Annotated in this window: 14 protein-coding genes; 3 read left to right on the top strand and 11 right to left on the bottom strand. The window is 63.6% G+C overall.

What is annotated here, in order from left to right; genetic code table 11:
* Positions 1 to 9 precede the first annotated feature (9 nt).
* Entirely contained in the window at positions 10 to 792 is a 783-nt protein-coding gene (locus tag LV475_RS08305) for a Rossmann-fold NAD(P)-binding domain-containing protein (RefSeq protein ID WP_136866586.1), read from the top strand.
* A gap of 39 nt (positions 793 to 831) precedes the next feature.
* Here the strand turns inward: LV475_RS08305 and pseI are convergent, their stop codons facing one another.
* The 6 genes from pseI to pseB are packed head-to-tail and all read right to left on the bottom strand — an operon-like array spanning position 832 to position 6,391.
* The gene (gene pseI, locus LV475_RS08300; protein ID WP_136866587.1) at positions 832 to 1,893 is read right to left on the bottom strand and encodes a pseudaminic acid synthase; all 1,062 of its coding nucleotides are present in this window, start codon (positions 1,891 to 1,893) and stop codon (positions 832 to 834) included.
* 2 nt (positions 1,894 to 1,895) lie between these two features.
* A complete protein-coding gene (gene pseH, locus LV475_RS08295; protein ID WP_136866668.1) occupies positions 1,896 to 2,396 on the bottom strand; it encodes a UDP-4-amino-4,6-dideoxy-N-acetyl-beta-L-altrosamine N-acetyltransferase in 501 nt (166 codons plus the stop codon).
* A gap of 35 nt (positions 2,397 to 2,431) precedes the next feature.
* Positions 2,432 to 3,535, bottom strand: a complete 1,104-nt coding sequence (pseG, locus tag LV475_RS08290) for a UDP-2,4-diacetamido-2,4,6-trideoxy-beta-L-altropyranose hydrolase (RefSeq protein ID WP_136866588.1) — start codon at positions 3,533 to 3,535, stop codon at positions 2,432 to 2,434.
* The gene (pseF, locus tag LV475_RS08285) at positions 3,532 to 4,236 is read right to left on the bottom strand and encodes a pseudaminic acid cytidylyltransferase (protein ID WP_136866589.1); all 705 of its coding nucleotides are present in this window, start codon (positions 4,234 to 4,236) and stop codon (positions 3,532 to 3,534) included. Before pseF ends, pseG begins: the two co-directional genes overlap by 4 nt.
* Entirely contained in the window at positions 4,233 to 5,393 is a 1,161-nt protein-coding gene (gene pseC, locus LV475_RS08280) for a UDP-4-amino-4,6-dideoxy-N-acetyl-beta-L-altrosamine transaminase (RefSeq protein ID WP_136866590.1), read from the bottom strand. The genes pseF and pseC overlap by 4 nt, the downstream gene beginning before the upstream one ends.
* The gene (pseB, locus tag LV475_RS08275) at positions 5,390 to 6,391 is read right to left on the bottom strand and encodes a UDP-N-acetylglucosamine 4,6-dehydratase (inverting) (protein ID WP_136866591.1); all 1,002 of its coding nucleotides are present in this window, start codon (positions 6,389 to 6,391) and stop codon (positions 5,390 to 5,392) included. Before pseB ends, pseC begins: the two co-directional genes overlap by 4 nt.
* Positions 6,392 to 6,526: 135 nt before the next feature.
* On the opposite strand from pseB, the gene LV475_RS08270 reads away from it, so the two are divergent.
* The gene (locus tag LV475_RS08270) at positions 6,527 to 9,124 is read left to right on the top strand and encodes a motility associated factor glycosyltransferase family protein (RefSeq protein ID WP_136866592.1); all 2,598 of its coding nucleotides are present in this window, start codon (positions 6,527 to 6,529) and stop codon (positions 9,122 to 9,124) included.
* A 66-nt stretch (positions 9,125 to 9,190) separates the two neighbouring features.
* Here LV475_RS08270 and LV475_RS08265 read toward each other — a convergent pair whose 3' ends face one another.
* From LV475_RS08265 to LV475_RS08245, 5 genes are all read right to left on the bottom strand, one after another.
* On the bottom strand, positions 9,191 to 9,544 hold the full coding sequence (locus LV475_RS08265) for a hypothetical protein (RefSeq protein WP_136866593.1): 354 nt from the start codon (positions 9,542 to 9,544) through the stop codon (positions 9,191 to 9,193).
* Positions 9,545 to 9,625: 81 nt separating this feature from the next.
* Positions 9,626 to 10,030 carry a flagellar export chaperone FliS gene (gene fliS / locus LV475_RS08260; RefSeq protein ID WP_136866594.1) on the bottom strand — a complete coding sequence of 135 codons (405 nt, stop codon included), beginning with the start codon at positions 10,028 to 10,030 and terminating at the stop codon, positions 9,626 to 9,628.
* Positions 10,031 to 10,167: 137 nt separating this feature from the next.
* Complete coding sequence (gene fliD, locus LV475_RS08255) at positions 10,168 to 11,556, bottom strand: flagellar filament capping protein FliD (protein WP_136866595.1); 1,389 nt, start codon at positions 11,554 to 11,556, stop codon at positions 10,168 to 10,170.
* Between the two features lie 14 nt (positions 11,557 to 11,570).
* Positions 11,571 to 12,032, bottom strand: a complete 462-nt coding sequence (locus LV475_RS08250; RefSeq protein ID WP_169303552.1) for a flagellar protein FlaG — start codon at positions 12,030 to 12,032, stop codon at positions 11,571 to 11,573.
* Between the two features lie 160 nt (positions 12,033 to 12,192).
* Positions 12,193 to 13,035, bottom strand: coding sequence for a flagellin N-terminal helical domain-containing protein (locus LV475_RS08245; protein WP_136866597.1), 843 nt, complete (start codon positions 13,033 to 13,035; stop codon positions 12,193 to 12,195).
* A 138-nt stretch (positions 13,036 to 13,173) separates the two neighbouring features.
* On the opposite strand from LV475_RS08245, the gene glgP reads away from it, so the two are divergent.
* Positions 13,174 to 15,939: an alpha-glucan family phosphorylase gene (gene glgP / locus LV475_RS08240; protein WP_430886869.1), complete on the top strand. Its 2,766-nt coding sequence runs from the start codon at positions 13,174 to 13,176 to the stop codon at positions 15,937 to 15,939.
* Positions 15,940 to 16,013 lie beyond the last annotated feature (74 nt).

Below are 16,013 nucleotides of genomic sequence, written 5' to 3'. Positions count from 1 at the left end.
GAGACTTCCATGACCCAGTCGTTTGCCACCGAATGGGGTCTGATCGGCGCCGGCGAGATCGGCGGCGTGCTCGCCCACGGTCTGCTGAAAACCGGTCACCCGGTCTTCCCGATCGGTCGCGACTTCAACATCCAGGCCGCACTCTCCGCCCGCCCGTTCCTCGATGGCCTGCTGGTCGCCGTCGGCGAAAAAGACCTCGATTCGGTGCTCGAACAGATACCCCACGCGTGGTACGACCGCCTGGTGCTGATCCAGAACGAACTCTTGCCCGACGACTGGCGCAAGCACGGCATCGAGACGCCCACCGTCGCCTCGATCTGGTTCGAGAAAAAGCCCGGCAAACCAGTCAAGCCGCTGATCTCCTCGCCGGTCCACGGCTCCAGGGCCGACGCGCTGGTCGCCGCGATGCAATCGCTCGACATCCCCGCCCATCGCGTTGATGACAGCAGCGACATGCTTGAGGAACTGGTGATCAAGAACGTCTACATCCTGACCACCAACATCGCCGGACTCGAGACCGGCGGCGACGTCGAGGACCTGTGGACCAACCACCAGCAACTGGCCCGCGACATCGCGGCGGACGTCATCGCCCTGCAGGAAGCGAAGGTAGGCAAGACCTTCGACCACGAGCGCCTGATCAAGGGCATGGTGAAAGGCTTCGACGGCGACCCACGGCACCAGTGCATGGGCCGGTCCGCGCCGCAGCGGATGGAGAGGGCGCTGTCGCAGGCCAGGAAGCTGAATGTGGCCATGCCTCACATTGCCGACGTAGCAGCGAAACAGGCCGGCTGAGTCGCTACGATCCCCGGCCGGGGATCCGATGGACCGGAATTACTCCCGCTCGCCGTCGTCCAGTACCGCCCAGTCCACCGGGGTGGCCCGCTGCACGTCCTGGTCCACCCGGCAGCCAATCACCTTGTGGAGGTGCTTGGGCGCGAGGCCGAAGCCCGGCCGCACGCTTGCCACGGCATTGGCTGACACCGTATCCCCGGCACGCAGGTCCTGTGTGAAGTAGAGCGAGCGGCGGAACTGCGCGTTGCCCTGCTCGCTGGACTTCCTGCCATAGTCGATTTCTCCCAATGCTTCCCACGCGATCCGCGCATCCCGACACAGGGCGTTGAGCTCGGCAGGCTCCAGGGAGAAGCTGTCATCCGGACCACCGCCGTTCCTGTCCAGGGTGAAATGCTTTTCGATGATCGAGGCACCAAGTGCGACGCTGGTAATGGCGGTGGTATTGGCGATGGTGTGATCGGACAGGCCAGTGACCAGACCGAAACGCTCGATCATGTCGGGGATGGTGCGCAGATTGTAGTCTCCCGGCGGAGCGGGATAGCCGCTCACGCAGTGCAGGATGGCTAGCTGCTCGCAGCCCGCGCAACGGGCAGCATCGATCGCCTCCCGGATTTCCTCTGCATCGGCCATGCCCGTGGAAATGATCATCGGCTTGCCGGTGCGCGCGACATAGTCGATCAGCGGCAGATCGACGGCTTCGAACGAGGCGATCTTGTAGGCCGGCGCACCGAGATCCTCCAGCAGGTCGACCGCTGTGGCGTCGAACGGCGAACTGAAAATGGTAATCCCGAGCTTGCGGGCGTGCTCGAACAGCGGCTGGTGCCACTCCCAGGGCATGTGGGCCTCTTCGTACAGCTCGTAGAGGGTGCGTCCGTCCCACAGACCTCCCTCGATGCGAAAGTCGGCACTGTCACTGTCGAGCGTGATGGTATCCGGGCGGTAGGTCTGCAACTTGATCGCATCGGCCCCGGCCGCCTTGGCCTCGTCGATGATCCGGAGAGCGGTGTCGAGGCGACCGTTGTGGTTAGCCGAGAGCTCGGCGATGACATAGGGCGGTTCGTCCACCGCAATGCGGCGACCGGCGATTTCAATACTTGGCATTCTCATCGGACCTCAGATCCTGATCCCCGTAACCATTCCGCTGCCAGCAACCCGAAACCGATCACATCGTGATAGCGGCTGCCGTCGAAATGGTGATCACGCAGCCGGGCCTCCTGCCGGAAGCCGAGGCGTTCGTGAAAGCGAACCGAGCGCTCATTGTAGGCCAGCGCCTCGCCACAGAGCTTGTGCAGCTTCAGGTCACCAAACACGTAAGCCAACGTCTGTTCTCCGAGCCGGCTGCCGCTCCCCCGGCGAGCGTCCGGCGCCAGGTAGAAACCCCATTCCGCCCGCCGGGCGATCTCGTCCACGATCGTCACGTTGACGAACCCGCCGGGCTGCCCCTCTCGTTCGAAGACCAGCAGGTGCTTGCTCGGGTCGGCATGGGCACGCTCGAACCACGCCTGGTGCTCGTCCCGGCCGATGACATGCTGGGTGTACATGTATCGACGGACCTCGGGGTGATTCCTCCACGCGAGGACCCGGTCCAGATCCCCGGCATGCATGCGCCTCAGACCACCACTACCCGATTCGCTCGACATCACGCCTCCTGGTTCAGCTGCTGACACACTCTTGCCGCTCCCTCGCCGTCGGTAACCGAGGCACTGGCGCGGGACATGGCGCGCAGCGTGCCCGGCTGGGCCCATGCGCTCCAGCGCTCGGGAAGCTCCGTCAACGCGCCTGCATCATCCAGGCAGATGCAGGCACCGGTTGCGGCCAATGCCGCAGCGATACCCCGCTGATTTTCGGCCAGCACCACCATCACGGCCGGCAGGCCAAGACAACAACGCTCCCAGGAGGTGCTGCCCGCCGCACCGATGGCCAGGTCCGCCTCGACCATCCGCTGCGCCATGTCGGGGATATCGGCCATCACCCGTGTCGGCCACGGCATGGCGGTAGCCTGATCCCGAACCTGTCGTAACCACGGGGCGTTACCGCCCATCACCACGTCGATCTGTAAATCAGCCGACAGGGGCGCGGCGCGAAGCGCGTCGAGGACCTTGCCGGTGACGTTGTCCTTGTCCATACCGCCCATGCTGACCAGTAGCCGCTTCAGCCGAGGCGACCGCCGGCGCCGCAGGCTGTCCTCGCGCAGACGGGCGAACTCCGGGCGCAACAGCGCATAGCGCGGCCCGATCAGGGGCCGGCAGCGCTCGGGCACGAGATCGGCATAATCATCCGCTTGGCGGCCCAGGTTTTGGTCGAGCAGCACGTCGGCCTGGTGAGAACGGTCGGCCAGATCGTCCAGCACCATCAGCCGACTGCCCTGTGGGACCACCAACGCCTCCCAACGAGCGTCGAGCGCATAGTGGTCAACCACCACCCAGCGCGGATGGAGCCGACGGACGACGTCGGCGGTTTGTTCGGCATCGATATCCCAAGGGACACCCAGCCACATGGCATGGGCAGTCCCTAGTGTCACGTCTTGCTCACGCGTCTCGTTGGAAACCGGCAGGACATGCACCGGAAAACCGCGCGATCGGATGGACTCGATCAGGTGGCCGGGATGTTCCCGACAAATGAAGTGGCACTCCCGCCCCTGATCGCGGAGTGCGTCAGCCAGCGTGAGGCAGCGCATCACGTGTCCGGTACCGATCTGCACCGAGGCATCGGTGCGAAAGACGATGGCCTCCCGATCGGTCATCGCCCCTCGCCCGACTCGGCCTGCATCGCGTTGAACAGCCATTCAGCCCGGCGCCAGTCCTCGGGGGTATCGATGTCCTGCACGCGCTCCCGCGGCAGGACAACCGGGACGGCATCGGCTGTCATGATCGCCCTGTTCGCGAGCCACGCCTCGCTTCGCCCCCAGTAGAACTGACCGGCGTCGTGCCAGGCCTCCTCGAGGTCCTGGGAACGGGTCGTGGCGTATTCGGGCTGGAACATGGCGACTCGACCGGCGTCGGTAATCCGCAGGGCGCGCTGGATGGGGAAAGCGTAACTGGTCACGGAAAAGGCGTAATCGCCACCCGACTGTTCCAGGGCCTTCTGCCCCCGTCGCAAATCGGTCGCACGGACAAAGGGAGCCGTGGCATAAAGGCAGCAGACCGCATCGGGTGCCGAGCCGTTTTCCTGCAGCCATTCGACCGCGTGAGCGACCACCGGGACAGTGCCGGTGTAGTCGTCGGCCAAGGCTTGTGGACGCCGGAACGGCACCTCCGCCCCATGGCGCTCGGCCATCGCGGTGATCTCGTCATCGTCGGTGGAAACAATCACCCGATCGAAACAGCAACTGGACAGCGCCGCCTCGATCGACCAGGCAATCATCGGCCTGCCGCAGAACGGTCGGATGTTCTTGCGCGGGATGCGCTTGCTGCCGCCGCGCGCGGGAATGACGGCCACTCTCATGCGGCGAGCGCCTTCTTGAGCGCAGCGACCACCTGGTCCTGCTGCGTCTCGGTCATGGTCGGGAACAACGGCAGACTGATCGCTTCGGCGTAATGGCGCTCGGCTTGCGGGAAATCGCCCGGCTCGAAGCCGAACTGCCGATACCACGGCTGCAGGTGGATCGGGATGTAGTGCAGGTTGACGCCGACACCCTGCTCCCGTAGTGAGTCGAACACCGCCCGATGACCGGGTTCGATGCGATCGAGCTCCAGGCGGATGACGTAAAGGTGCCGACCCGAATAACCGTCCGGGTGCTGCCATGGCGTGATCACCGGCAGGCCGGCAAGCAGGCGGTCGTAGCGCTCGGCCAGCTCGTGACGACGGGCCACGTACGCATCCAGCCGCTCCATCTGCGACAGTCCCAATGCGGCCTGCATTTCGGTCATGCGGTAGTTGAAGCCCAGCTCGACCTGCTGGTAGTACCAGGGACCGTCCGGCGCGTGCGTCATGCGATCCGGATCCCGGGTCACGCCGTGGCTGCGCAGCAGGGCCATGCGCTCGGCAAGCGCCTCGTCGTTGGTGACGGCCATGCCGCCCTCGCCGGTGGTGACGATCTTGACCGGATGGAAACTGAACACACTGACATCGCTGTAACGACCGTTGCCGATCGGTTCGTCACGGTACCGGCCGCCGATGGCATGCGAGGCATCCTCGATGATGCGGAAACCGTACTGCCGGGACAGCTCGTGAATTGTCGCCATGTCGCATGGCTGGCCGCTGAGGTGCACGGCCACCAGCACCTTCGGCAGGCACCCCTCACGCTCGGCGGCCTCGAGCTTGACCGCCAGCGCTTGCGGAGAGAGGTTGTGGGTGGCCGGATCGATGTCGACGAAGTCGACCTTCGCCCCGCAATAGAGACCGCAGTTGGCCGAGGCCACGAAGGTCACGGGCGTGGTCCACAGCCAGTCGCCCTCGCCCAGCCCGAGCGCCAGGCAGGCGACATGCAACGCTGAGGTGGCACTGTTGACCGCCAGCCCGTAACGGGCGTCCACCCGCCGGGCCACCGCCTCTTCGAAGCGCGGCACCACCAGCCCCTGGGTGAGAAAATCCGAGTGGAGCACCTCCACGACCGCGTCGACGTCCTCCTGGCGGATATCCTGACGGCCGTAGGGGATCACACGCCCGCCCTCTCGTTGAAGGCGAGAATCTCGTCCTCGTCGAGAAAGTGATCGTTGCTGCCCGAGTTGTACTCGAAGCCGATCTCGACCGGGCGCCCGGTCTCGCCTACCGCATTGGTTTCGAAATCGTTGTTACGTCCGGTGAAGGTGATCGTCGGCCGGATGACGAAGTGGTCGTCGAACTCGAGGGTCAGGTGCGAGTCGTCCGCCGGGCACATGATCTCGTGGAGCTTCTCGCCGGGGCGGATGCCCACGATTCGCTGCGGCAAGTCGGGTGCCAACGCACGGGCGAGATCCGTGATGCGCACCGACGGCAGCTTGGGGACGTAAATCTCCCCACCGTGCATGCGCCGGAATGCATCGATGACCAGATCGACACCCTCCTGCAGCGTGATCCAGAAGCGGGTCATGTCCTCGTGCGTGATCGGCAGGTGATCGGCACCCTCGGCGATCAGGCGACGGAAGAACGGTACCACCGAACCGCGCGAGCCCACGACATTGCCGTACCGGACCACCGAGAAGCGCGTCGGGTGGCCGCCGGCCATGTTGTTCGCGGCGACGAACAGCTTGTCCGAGGCCAGCTTGGTCGCGCCGTAGAGGTTGATCGGGTTTGCCGCCTTGTCGGTCGACAGGGCGACCACCCGGCGAACATCGTTCTGCAGGGCAGCCTGAATCACGTTCTCCGCGCCGTGCACGTTGGTCTTGATGCATTCGGTCGGGTTGTACTCGGCCGCCGGCACCTGCTTGAGGGCGGCGGCATGGATGACGTAGTCCACCCCCTGCATCGCCTGCTGCAAGCGCTCGCGATCGCGCACGTCGCCGAGGAAGAAACGCATGCGCGAGTCGGTAAAGCGCTGCTGCATCTCGAACTGCTTGAGTTCGTCCCGCGAATAGACGATCACACGACGTGGACTGTGCTGCTCCAGCAGCGTGGAGACCATGAGCTGGCCGAAGGAGCCGGTGCCCCCGGTGATCAAAATCGATTTATCCTCAAACATCGCTCGTCGTGTTCCTTAAGTGTTCCCTTGCCCAACGGCGGGTTATGTATCCTTGACCTTGGACCGGGCCGCGGACATGGCCCGTCTCGGCCGGCGTCCGGCCGCACTGAACGATCAGCACAGGGACAACCATACATGACGACCGCCGAACGCTCGTCGACAACAACTCCCGACTACCGGGGCAGCCTGACGTCCTCCCGTGAATGGCTCCAGACGCAGCAGGGCGACTGGATATTGCCGTCCATCAATGCCCGCCACTTCGGTGCACAGCAAGGTGCCACGCCGGAGACCGGTGACAAGAGAAGCAAGAGCCATGCCCAGTTGGTTCTGGCGGAACACTTCGGCGACCGACTGCACCAGGAAGATCGACTGTACGTCATCATCGGCAGCGATTCCGGCCAGCTGCTGCGCTATATCCGCGAACACGCCCCCATGCCGCGGGGGAGTCGCTGGCTGATCATCGAACCCGAGGACATTCTCCAGACGCTGCGCCAGAACCCCGCCATCAGTGCGCTCTGTGATGATTTCGTCCAGCTGGTCGGCTTCAACGAATGGCAGGAACAGGCCGCCCTGCTGCAACTGCCGGCCTACTTCCGTATCGACGGCGTCAGACTCGAGCGCTCGCTGGGGGCGCTCGACGGCACCGATCCACAATATATCGAGCTGACCGCCCATCTCGATGCGCACCTGACGGCCGAGCGTTTCCGCAAGACAGCCGAACTCAACCTGGCTCCCTTCATCGAGCCCAACATCCTCTCGGCACCGAATTTCCACGGGGGTATCGACCGATTCAAGAACCTGTTTGCCGGCCAACGTGCCGTCATCATCGCCGGCGGCCCGTCACTTGACGACCAGATCGACTGGCTGCTCGAGCATCGAGACACCCTGTTCATTATTGCCGTTTCCCGGGTCAGCGGCCGACTGCAGGATGTCGGCATCACGCCGGATATCGTGGTCACCGTGGACCCGTTCCCGATCAGCCTAACGGTCAGTCGTCAAATGTTTGACTTCCCGGAACAGACCGTTCTGATGGCCAGCAGCCATCCCTACCCCCGCATTACGAATCGCTGGCCACACTCCCTGTTCTGCACGGGGCCGTTGGTCCCCTGGCCGGACGACTCCGTCAACGACCGGGATGCCCTTTCCTCGGCCGGCCCGACGGTGACCCACATGGCCGCCCAGCTCGCCGGCTACATGGGGTTCAGGGAAGTCATCTTCTGCGGGCTAGACCTGTGCCACACGCCGGACGGACGCACCCACGCGGCGGGAAGCAGCGAGGCCTCCGCCGGGCCCATCATGGAATTCAGCGCTCTCCCGGTCGTGACCAACAGCGGTGAGTCGGCCTGGACCACGCCGGACTACTTTGCCGGCATCCAGGCCATGTCGGAAATTGCCGAACAATCCAACACCGTCCGATTCATCAATCCGAGCACCAATGCTGCCGTGATCGATGGCATCGAACACGTCCCGCTGGACCGCATCGCCGTCCCGACAACCGCTTTCGACCGTGATCCGTTGGACCGCATGCGGCAAGACACGGACAACGAGGCACGCAAACGCCACCTGAACGCGCTGGCCGAAAGCCTGGAGACCATCGAAAATGACCTAGGCAAGGTGGCCAACCTCGCCCAACTGGGTCTCGAATCAAACCAGGCGTACTTCAACCTCACCCACCCTGACCGGCAGAAACGCCACAAACGCCGCATGCAAGCCATCGACCGGCTTTTCGAAGGCCGGTTCAGGCGTGCGGCGCGCTTGGCCCAGCAGGCGGCCAAACGAGCCATCATGCGAACCGCGCTGCCACACGACTTCTTTGCACTCGACCGCCACCAGGCCGAGAGCCTCGCCAGCCAGTACTACGATGCGATTCGGGAGCAAGCGCGCCGCCTGACCGGCACAATAGCACTTGCCCGTGAACGGGTGGCCACCCGCTTGCTGGAGCATGACCAGAACGCATCCGCGGACGAAATCGCCCGCCGATACGTCGAACACGACGAACCCGAGCGTGTTCGTTGGCTTGAAGCCAATCGAGCCACGGTCGCATCCTCGGCTATCGAACAAGCGCAGTCGAGCTACGCCACTCTTATCGACGGTTTGCTCGAGAAGGATCGACAACGTAACTGGGAAAAGCGTTCGCCAAGAGCCTCCCTGCGACAGATCGAACGCCTGTTTTCGAGTAGAAAAGCGGAAGGGTTGCGGTCGCTGGCGGAATCATTGGATCGACACCAGGACGCTGAAACGGCCCGACCCTACGCACACTATGCGCACGGTTTGAAGCACGAGCTGGACGGGGAACTGCCCGAGGCGGCCGAACAACATGCTCGCGTGATCGATCAGGTGGACACGCAGCACGACATCGTCCTGCTGGAGCACGCGCTGCTACGCCTGACGCATATCAACCTCGAGGCAAACGACCCCGCCACGGCACTGACGGTCTTGCAAACCGCCGCCAGTATCAATCCGGGCCACTGGCGACTCGTGGCTCGACTGGCCCTGCTGGAAAATGATGCAGAAACCGGCATCACCGCCCTGACGCGCCACCTCGAGCAGTTCCCGGGCGACGTGGAGCGGGTCAAGCAGATGGTGCGCCTGTTCGTGGCGCTGGAAATCCCTGACGGGGTCCCGTTCTGCGAGCAGTATCTGCCCTACTGCGCGCCGGCCGCCCGGCTCGAACTCGAGGCATTCCTGAAAGACGCCCGAAACGCTCTGGAATCACCCGGCGAGTCAAGCTGAGACAAAAAAGCCGCCGTCCTCGCAGGACGGCGGCTCGTGCAAGTGCGGCACGGCCGGCGGCGCCGGTTAGGAAGCCTGGTTCTTCAGATAGGCATCTGCTGCGCGGTGGCGTGACAAGCGTAACTCGGCTTCACCGTCCAACTGATGCCGGGTTCGTTCGACCAGGCTGAAGAAGCGTTCGAACCGGCCGAGCCAGTCCGACTTCAGGGCAATAAGCCTCGGGTCGCCAAGCTGTTGGCGCGATTCCGCCTCAAGCACCAATTCGGCAATCTGCGACTCGGCCCGATCGAGGCCGTCGGCCATCTCGCTCAATGCCTCTTCCTGGTGCCCCGCCTCGAGAAGCGAGGCGATCTGGTCCAAAGAACGCCCGAGCCCATCGAGCTCGTCGATGAATGAGTCAATCGACACTGCGTTCGTCATACAAGCCCCGTCCTCGGATCAGCGTGGACCCAGTTTCACCGGACCGTACCGGGATGCACCCGACTAGTCGACCCGGTCCTTTCAGCTGGCCTGGGCCATCTGGGCGACCTCGGGCTCGATGGCATCCCAAGCTTCCTTGATATCGCGGATCAGCGATGCCACTTCGTCGAACCCTTCGGCATCGCGCTGGGCACTGGCGTCGAGCAGACGGCGCTGACAGTAGTCGTACAGCTCGCCGAGACGCTCGGCCAGTTCTGGGCTGTGTTCCGGGTTCAAGCCGTCTTTGAGTCCACCGAGGATATTGTGCGCCTTGGTCACGTTGATGCCCTTCTGCTCGAAGTTTCCGGCAAGCATCGCGGCCTTAGCCTGAGCGACCCGCGTGAGAAATCCTTCATACAACATGCCAATCAGACCGTGCGGCGATGCCGACTCGACCTTCGCCTCGAGATCGATGGACTGGTACTGCGCGTAGGGATTGGCTCGCATGACTGTCTCCTGCAATATCTTTTATCTGGCTGGTCGCGCCGAGCGTGAAAACGGGTGACTACCGTTCCTCGCTCTACCCAAGTTAATCGGCCACCGACGCGAAAACTTGAGCCGGTCCAGGCAAAGATCAATCGGCATCAGGAGCCAACGTTGATGCCGATCCGGCTCAGGTAGCTGGCCGACGACTGCATGTTCTGTACGATCTTATCCATCGCGGTGAACTGCGTGGTCAGGCTGTCTCGATAGTTCTCCATACGACGGTCCAGCGCGGCCCGCTGATCTTCAATACGGTCGATCGAGCGGTTGAGACTGTCGGTCCGGTTGTCGATGATGCCGTCGAAACTCAGATACGGCTGCAGCAGCTCGTCCACCTGCTGCGAGAGACCGTTGGTCGGATCCGTCAAGAAGTCCTTGACCGCCTGGCTGTCGCTGTTGAGGGCTTCCTCGGCCTTCGCTTCGTCCAGGGTCATTTTCCCTTCCGAGTCGATCTGAATACCGATCTCGGCCAGATTATCGATAGTGCCCGTTCCGATATTACCGCCCAGCAACGACCGCAAGCCACGGTTGATGCCATTCGCGGTCGCATCGCCCTGCAACACGCCACCCTGCTCGGTCTCCGCGTTGTAGGCGGTCAGATTCCGGTAGGTACTGTTCAGGGCGTTGTACTTCTCGACAAAGCTGTTCAGCGCCTCGAGCACCGGACCGTTGTCACCCTCGACGGCCACTTCCACCTTGGTGCCGGGCTGGGCTTGGTTGAGGTTCAGGGTCATGCCCTCGATCACCCCGTCCACCTGGTTGGTGGAGCTGGTGACCGACAGCCCGTCGATCGTCACCTGGGCATCCTGCGCAGCGGTAAGCTCGGTCAGGTTGGCCGATGCCAGCCGCGAGAGACCGGCGGCATCGGTGTTGTTGCCGTCGTCATCGGTCGCCGTGACGGTCACCGCATTGGCCGTACCCGTCTCCCGCGCGGAGAACACCAGCCGAGCCTCGGTGCCGCCGGCACCGTCGTCGACATTCAGGATCGAGGCCTGCACCGAGTCATTGCCACTCGCGCCGTTGATCTTGTCGCGAATGGTGGCCAGAGAGTCGCCTGCCGCCACGGCCACACTGAACGAGCTGCTGCTGGTATCGAATGTCAGCTGCCCCGAACCCACCGTTGCAGTCGAATCGGCAAAGCCGGCCGAGGCCTGCTTCTGCGCCGTCGCAAGCTGCCCTACCTCGACCTGGTATTTCCCCAGCGCCGTTCCCGGCGAGGCCGTGGCCGTCAGGATGTCCTCGTTGCTGGACGTCACCGCGCGGGAGCGGAAGGTGTCCAGGCTGCGCAGATCGAAGGCAGCGGAGCTCAGCTCGGAGGCTGCACTCTTCAGCTTCGACAGCCCCGACAGCGTGGCCTCATAGGAGGCCTCGCGGCTGGCGAGCAAATTGCGTCGAGGAGCACCCTCTGCCTGAACGAGCTGGCTGACGATGCCCTGGATGTCCAGGCCACTACCAACGCCGGAAATGGAAAGACCGCTGGAACTTGCCATGGTCGTACCTCAAATCAAGAAATGTCTGACAGCAGGCTGCCTGCCGGCAGAACGTCCGAAAGATTCAACTCGCTGAACTCGCGGAGACGTTCACGCATCGCGATGATCTCTTCGGGAGGGATTTCCCGGATCACCTGCTTGTTGGACGGGTCGACCACCTTGACCACCACGTCCCCCAGTTTGTCGTTAACGGAAAAGTCCAGGGCCCTGGGTCCAGGCTTGAGCTTCTCCTGTATGGCCTCGATGGCCTCTCTTAACTTGTCTCTTTCCCCTTCTGCCTGAGTATCGGCACTTTTGGTGCGCGCGACCTCGACAGGTGATGGGTCGGACGAGGGCTTCGGCAGCTCCGATGGAGCTGCCGTCGGCGCCTTCGACTCCATCGGGGTCGATTTTGCCCTTTCTGAAGACAAAAAGGCATCCGGTCCGCTCATCGCGGACGGGATGCCCGTCATGGAAATCTGGTTGATCGAACTCATGGGTTCGTCCTCAAGCATCAAGCGGCTACAGCATACACAAACTCAAATTTTCTCGACTTGGGTTCCGGTGTGACTGTCGGGAATCCGGAGGATCCCACCGCTTTGATGAAAAGGCCGGCTCCCTTAAGGGTCACCGGCCCATCCCATTCCCTATCGGATCTTAGCCGAGGAGGCTCAGTGCCGACTGCGGCGCCTGGTTGGCCTGGGTCAGTACCGAAGTACCGGCCTGCTGCAGGATCTGCGCCTTGGACAGGTTGGCAGTTTCCTTGGCGAAGTCCGCGTCCTGAATCCGCGAGCGGGCAGCCGACTCGTTCACGATGAAGTTGTTCAGGTTGTCGATCGTGACCTCGAAGCGGTTCTGGATCGCACCAAGCTGGGCACGAGTGGTGTCGACCGCGGTGATCGACGCGTCCAGGGCGCTCATGGTGGACATGATGTCGCCGAAGCTGGCACCCGAGCCGATGGCAGCCGCGGTGGACAGGGCTGCACCGATGGTGGTGGAGACGTTGGCAAGGCTGAACACGATCTGGTTGTTGGCCGAAGTGTTCGCGCCGACCTGGAAGGTTGCGCCGTTGGAGATCGCACCGTTCAGAACCTTCTGACCGTTGAACTCGGTGTTGGTAACGATACGGCCCAGCTCGTCCTGGAGCTGCTTGAACTCCGACTGGAGGTTCTCACGGTCACTCGCGCTGTTGGTGGAGTTGGCCGCCTGAACAGCGAGGTCACGCATGCGCTGCATGGTGTCGGTCAGTGCACCCAGTGCACCTTCCGCGGTCTGCGCCATGGAGATGCCGTCGTTCGCGTTGCGAGCGGCGACTTCGGAGCCACGGATCTGAGTGGTCAATCGGCTGGTGATTGCCAGACCGGCGGCGTCGTCCTTGGCACTGTTGATGCGCAGGCCGGTGGACAGACGCTCCAGGGAAGTCTGCAGCTGGTTGTTGGTGTCGCGCAGTGCGTTCTGACCCTGCAGCGAGAAGATGTTGGTGTTAATGACACTTGCCATGATGATAACCCCTTACGACGTTGCGTAAATTCCGGCCCTTGGCCTTTGTTGGACAAGACGCCTTTCAGGTCGCCTTGCTGAGCTTATCGGCTGAGTTGCGAGAAACTTTAGCCTCGATTTTCATCCGATCTTCGCTGGATGCCTTTTCGGCTTTTCTCGGGCTTCGGGCCGGTTGGTCTCGACTCCCGGATCTGGCATCCGTGGAAGGTATCGGCGCCACTCGCGGAAACTTTAGCTTCGTCATCCAGCCGACCTCTCCCTCCTTGCCGCGACCACGTCGACGACCGCTACCGAGGCGTCATAAAGCCGCACTACACTCTGCCAACCACCACATCGAGAACGCGTGCCGTGCCCACCATTCGCCACATGGAAGTTCGTCCTTCCCTTCCGCCTGCGCTCACGCATTTGAACGAGTTGGCAGGCAATCTCCACTACAGCCGCTCACGGGCGGTGCGAGACCTGTTCGATCGCGTAGATGCGGTCACCTGGGCGCAGGTGGAAGGTAATCCGGTGCGGTTCCTGCAATTGGTGCCGCAAGCCTCTCTGGATCGAGCGGCGGACGATTCGGCGTTTCTGGCGGAATTGGCGGCGGCCTGGCGGGGGTTCGAGGAGCACTGCGCCGATCAGCGGGTCGGTGCGCTGGACTCGGTGATCGGCGCGGACGCGACGGTGGCGTATTTCTGCGCGGAATTCGGCTTTCACGAGTCGTTGCCCATCTATTCGGGCGGACTGGGGATTCTGGCGGGAGATCACTGCAAGGCGGCGTCGGACCTGGGCGTGCCGTTGGTCGGCGTGGGGCTCTTGTACCGGCAGGGCTATTTCCAGCAGTGCATCGATGCCGAGGGCCGCCAGCACCCGCGCTTCGAGGACCTGGAGTTCTCCCACCTGCCGATTCGGCCAGCCACTCGGGGCAGCGCGCCCGTCGAGGTGCGTGTGGAATTCCCGGGACGGATGGTGACGGCGCAGGTCTGGGAAGTGCGGGTCGGGCGGGTGGTCGTGTACCTGCTGGATACCGATGTGGCCGACAACACGGCCGCGGACCGGGAGATCACCCACCGACTCTACGGCGGTGACCGCCGCCGTCGGCTCGAGCAGGAGATGCTGCTGGGTGTGGGCGGCGTGCGCGCCTTGCGGGCGCTGGGCATCATGCCGTCGGCCTGGCATATCAACGAGGGGCATGCCGCCTTCTCGATTCTCGAGCGGGTGCGGGAGCTCACACGGGACGGATTGGCGTTTGATCCGGCCCGTCACGCCGTGGCCGCCGCGACCCTGTTCACCACCCACACGCCGGTACCCGCCGGGCACGACACATTCGCCCCGGATCTGATCGAGGCGCATGTCCAACCGTTTCTGGCCGATCTGGGTGTCGATGCACCCACCGTGCTGTCGTTGGGCACCGACCCGGCCCATGATGGCAAGCACTTCAATATGACCGCCCTGGCCCTGCGTGGCTCACGTCAGCACAACGGCGTTTCCCGGGTGCATGGCACGGTTGCCGCGCAGATGAGCCAGGCCTTCTGGCCCGAGGTGCCAGCCGAAGAGAATCCCCTCACGCACGTGACCAATGGCGTTCACGTCGAGACCTTCCTCAACCGGGACCTGACCCGCCTGTTCGATGCCACCCGCCGCGACTGGCGAAACCATCTGCACGAGGCAGGCATCGGCGAGCTGGTCGAGCGCATCGATCCTGCGCGCCTCTGGTCCATGCACCTGTCGGCCAAGGCGCATCTGGTCGATGACCTGAAGGCACGTCTGCAGCGCCAATCGGAACGGTTCGGCGAGGCTCACGTGCGCCTCAAGCAACGTTGCCGTGTACTGGAGCAGCCGGTCGACGATTTCCTGATGGTGGGATTCGCGCGGCGGTTCGCCACCTACAAGCGGGCCGGCCTGCTCTTTCGGCAGCGCGAACGGCTTGCCCGCCTGATCGAGACCAGCCCGCGGCCGCTGGTCTTCGTCTTTGCCGGCAAGGCCCACCCCGCCGACGAGCCGGGCCAGGCGCTGTTGAAGGAGGTCCATGAACTAAGCGCTGATCCGCGCTTTGCCGGGCACGTGCTGTTGATCGAGGGCTACGACATGGGGCTGGCGCGCCGGCTGGTAGCCGGTTGCGATGTCTGGCTGAACACGCCGGAATTTCCCATGGAGGCCTCCGGCACCTCCGGGCAGAAGGCGGGTATCAACGGCGTGCTGAACCTGTCCGTGGCCGATGGTTGGTGGGCCGAGGGCCATGATCACCGCGAGGGGGTTGCCAATGGCTGGTCCATTTCACCGACGCCGGGGGCGGCCGACCGCGACGTGCGCGAGGCCGATGACCTGCTGACGCTGCTCGAGACCGAGGTGATCCCGCTGTTCGATCGCCGAGAGGCGCCTGCCGATAATGTCCCCGAAGGACTGCCGCTGGAATGGATTGCCTGGCAGCGACATGCCATCGCCACCATCCTGCCGCGGTTCAATGCCTCGCGCATGGTGCGCGATTACGCCGAACGTCACTACCGACGGGCCATCGACGCGGGGCGATTGCTGGCGCAAGACGGCTATCGGGCCGCTAGAGCGCGTGCCGACGTCGAACAGCGACTTGCCACCCACTGGGCGGGTGTGGAGGGGAAGGTAATCAGCGCGCCCGGATCGATCATGCGGCAAGGCGATTCATTGACCATAGAGATCGAGACCACGAGCCCGGGCCTGCCGCCCCAGTCGCTTCGCTGTGAGGCGGTATTGGGTGATGGGGCGTTTCGACGCATCGTTGTGGGCGAGCTGATCGAATCGACCGACGAGCCGATACGCGGACGACATCGAATCCAGTTGCCGGAGGATCTGGCCGGCGAAGTCGATTATTGGCTGCGGATTGTCCCGACGCACGAGACCTTGCTGCATCCCTACGAGTTGGGTCGGATGGTTTGGTTGTAGCGGGGGATGGGCGGACCGGGTCCGCTTGATTCGTATCGGCTCTAGGTACGCTACGGCCGATTCAGTCGCTGGAC

Source organism: Guyparkeria hydrothermalis (assembly GCF_023555375.1).
Taxonomy (GTDB): domain Bacteria; phylum Pseudomonadota; class Gammaproteobacteria; order Halothiobacillales; family Halothiobacillaceae; genus Guyparkeria; species Guyparkeria hydrothermalis.
Note: the sequence above shows the minus strand (reverse complement) of the source record. Positions and strands in the feature narration are given on the sequence as shown.